Below are 2,372 nucleotides of genomic sequence, written 5' to 3' on the forward strand. Positions count from 1 at the left end.
GTCGCGTCGTCGCGTTGTTCGCGCTTGTTCGCGTCGTACGGTCGCGGGCGGGCCGCCGTGCGGGCTACGGCTGGAGGCGGACGGAGGTCCAGCCGTCGCCGTCGCGGTCGTAGCGCAGCCGCAGGTGGAGCCGGTCGGGGCGGTGGGCCCAGAACTCGACGTCGTGGGGCCGCAGCCGGTAGCCGTAGAAGCGCTCGGGGCGGTCGAGGGGCTTGCCGTCCGCGCCGAGGCGTTCCGCCTCGGCGCGCAGCGCCGCCGGGTCGGCGAGGGGCTCGCTCTGCCGGGATGCGGCGGTCATGGCGTGCAGGGGGACGGGGCGGGACTGCCACAGGGAGTCGGACTCGGTGAGGGGCACGGGTTCGACGGGGCCGGAGATTTTGATCTGCTGGCCGGTCTCGCGCCAGTAGAGCACTCCGGCGGCCCAGTTGTTCTCCTCGATCTCGCGGCCCTTGCGGCTGGTGGCGTGGCTGGTGAACAGTATGCCGCGCTCGTCGACGGCGCTGACGAGGACGATGCGGGCGGAGGGCCGGCCGCGCTTGTCGGCGGTGGCCAGCGCGAGCGCCCGGGGTTCGCGGACGTCGAGTTCCGCGGCGCGGTCCAGCCAGCGCTGCAGGAGGCCCACGGGGTCGGCGGGCGGGTCGTCGTATTCGGGGAAGTCCGGGTCGTTCTCGACGGTGAGGCTTTCGAACCGGCTGGTGTGCATCTCGTGCCTTTCTGGGTTGGCCGCCCGCCGGGCGTCCGGGGTCTAGAGGAAGAGGGTGCCGCGGCCTACGGTGACACCGTTGCCGCCGACGTGGACGGAGTTGATCCGGTCGCCGTGGCCGTCCGCGGTGGCGAGCATCAGGGAGGGCCGGCCCATTTCGACGCCCTGGAGTATCTCGACCTGTTCGCCGTATGCGGCGAGCCCGTGCCGGGCGAGGTGGATGGCGAGGGGGCCGGCCGCGGAGCCGGTGGCCGCGTCCTCGACGACGCCGTACGCGGGTGAGAACATCCGGGCGCGCCACTGCCTGCCCTGTCCGGCGAAGCAGTTGGCGGCCATGTCGGGGAACGCGGAGAGCGCGCGGTGGTCGGGGCGCAGTGCGGAGAGTGCGGGGACGCTCTCCAGGCCGACGAAGACGTGCCGGGGGCCGTTGCGGTAGATCTCGACGGGGGCGACGGAGGCGTCGGCGCCGAGGGCGGCGAGGAGTTCTTCGGCTTCGGCGTAGGGCTCCCACACGGGGTGGGGCTGGCGCATGCCGACCTTGACGGCGCCCTCGTCGTCGGTGAGCTGGACGGGGATGACGCCCATGGCGGTTTCGAGGCGCAGGTCGTCCTGTTTGCGGGTCTCGCCGAGGGCGACGGCGGTGCCGAGCAGCGGGTGTCCGGCGAAGGGCAGTTCGTTGACGGGGGTGAAGATGCGGATGCGGGCGTCGCCGCCTTCGGCGGGGGGCAGGACGAAGGTGGTCTCGGAGAGGTTCATCTCCCGGGCGATGCGCTGCATGAGGTCGGGGGTCAGTTCCCTGGCGTCGAGGAACACGGCGACGGGGTTGCCGTTCAGCGGCCTGCGGGAGAAGGCGTCCACCAGCATGTAGTCGAGTTCGGGCATGTACGGCACTCCTGACGGGCGGATACGGGTTCGTCGGTGGGCCTCGCTGTCGGGGTTGGTGCGGTGGGTGTCCGGTGCTTCACCTGCCGGTCACGCGGAGGAGGGCGTCGCCGATGAGGCGGGGGCCGTCGACGGTGAGGACGGATTCGGCGTGGAACTGGAAGGACGCGAAGTGGGGGCCGCGCAGTGCGTCGAGTTGGCCGGTGGCCGGGTCGCGGCTGACGCGGACGCGGCCGACGCCGGGGATGTCGAGGTCGTCGGTGGGGCTGACGGCGGCGAAGGTGTTGTAGTAGCCGACGTGTTCGCGGCGGCCGAAGAGGTCGATGGCGCGCTGGACGCCCTGGTTGGGCCGGCTGCGGCGGACGAGGTGGAGGCCGAGGCGGAGGCTGAGCACCTGGTGGCTGAGGCAGACGGCGAGGAACGGGGTGCGGTGGTGCAGCAGTCCCGCGACGGCGGTGTCGAGTGCGGCGATCTTCGGGTCGGCGGTGGCGCGGGGGTCGCCGGGTCCCGGGCCCATGACGACGAGGTCGAAGCCGTCGACGGCGTAGGGCTCGTCGAAGCGGCGTACTTCGGCGGTGGGGCCGAGGGCTTCGAGCTGCTGGACCATCATGGCGGTGAAGGTGTCCTCGGCGTCGACGACGAGGACCTTCAGTCCCTCCAGCGCGGGTACGGTCGGGGGGCGGGCGGCGGTGTCGGCGAGCCAGAAGTCGGCGATGCCGGTGTTGCGGCCGCGTAGCGCGTCGCGGATGGCGGGGTGGTCGGCGAACCGCGGGGCGGGCTGTGCGGT

Annotated in this window: 3 protein-coding genes; all 3 read right to left on the reverse strand. The window is 72.7% G+C overall.

What is annotated here, in order from left to right; translation table 11 throughout:
- Positions 1–64: 64 nt before the first annotated feature.
- A complete protein-coding gene (phzG, locus tag H5J30_RS27715) occupies positions 65–703 on the reverse strand; it encodes a phenazine biosynthesis FMN-dependent oxidase PhzG (protein WP_181790040.1) in 639 nt (212 codons plus the stop codon).
- A 42-nt stretch (positions 704–745) separates the two neighbouring features.
- A complete protein-coding gene (locus tag H5J30_RS27720) occupies positions 746–1,585 on the reverse strand; it encodes a PhzF family phenazine biosynthesis protein (protein ID WP_181790041.1) in 840 nt (279 codons plus the stop codon).
- Positions 1,586–1,664: 79 nt separating this feature from the next.
- The coding region (locus tag H5J30_RS27725; RefSeq protein WP_181790042.1) for an aminodeoxychorismate/anthranilate synthase component II at positions 1,665–2,372 on the reverse strand (708 nt) is incomplete at its 5' end.

Source organism: Streptomyces phytophilus (assembly GCF_013870535.1).
Classification (GTDB): Bacteria; Actinomycetota; Actinomycetes; order Streptomycetales; family Streptomycetaceae; genus Streptomyces; species Streptomyces phytophilus.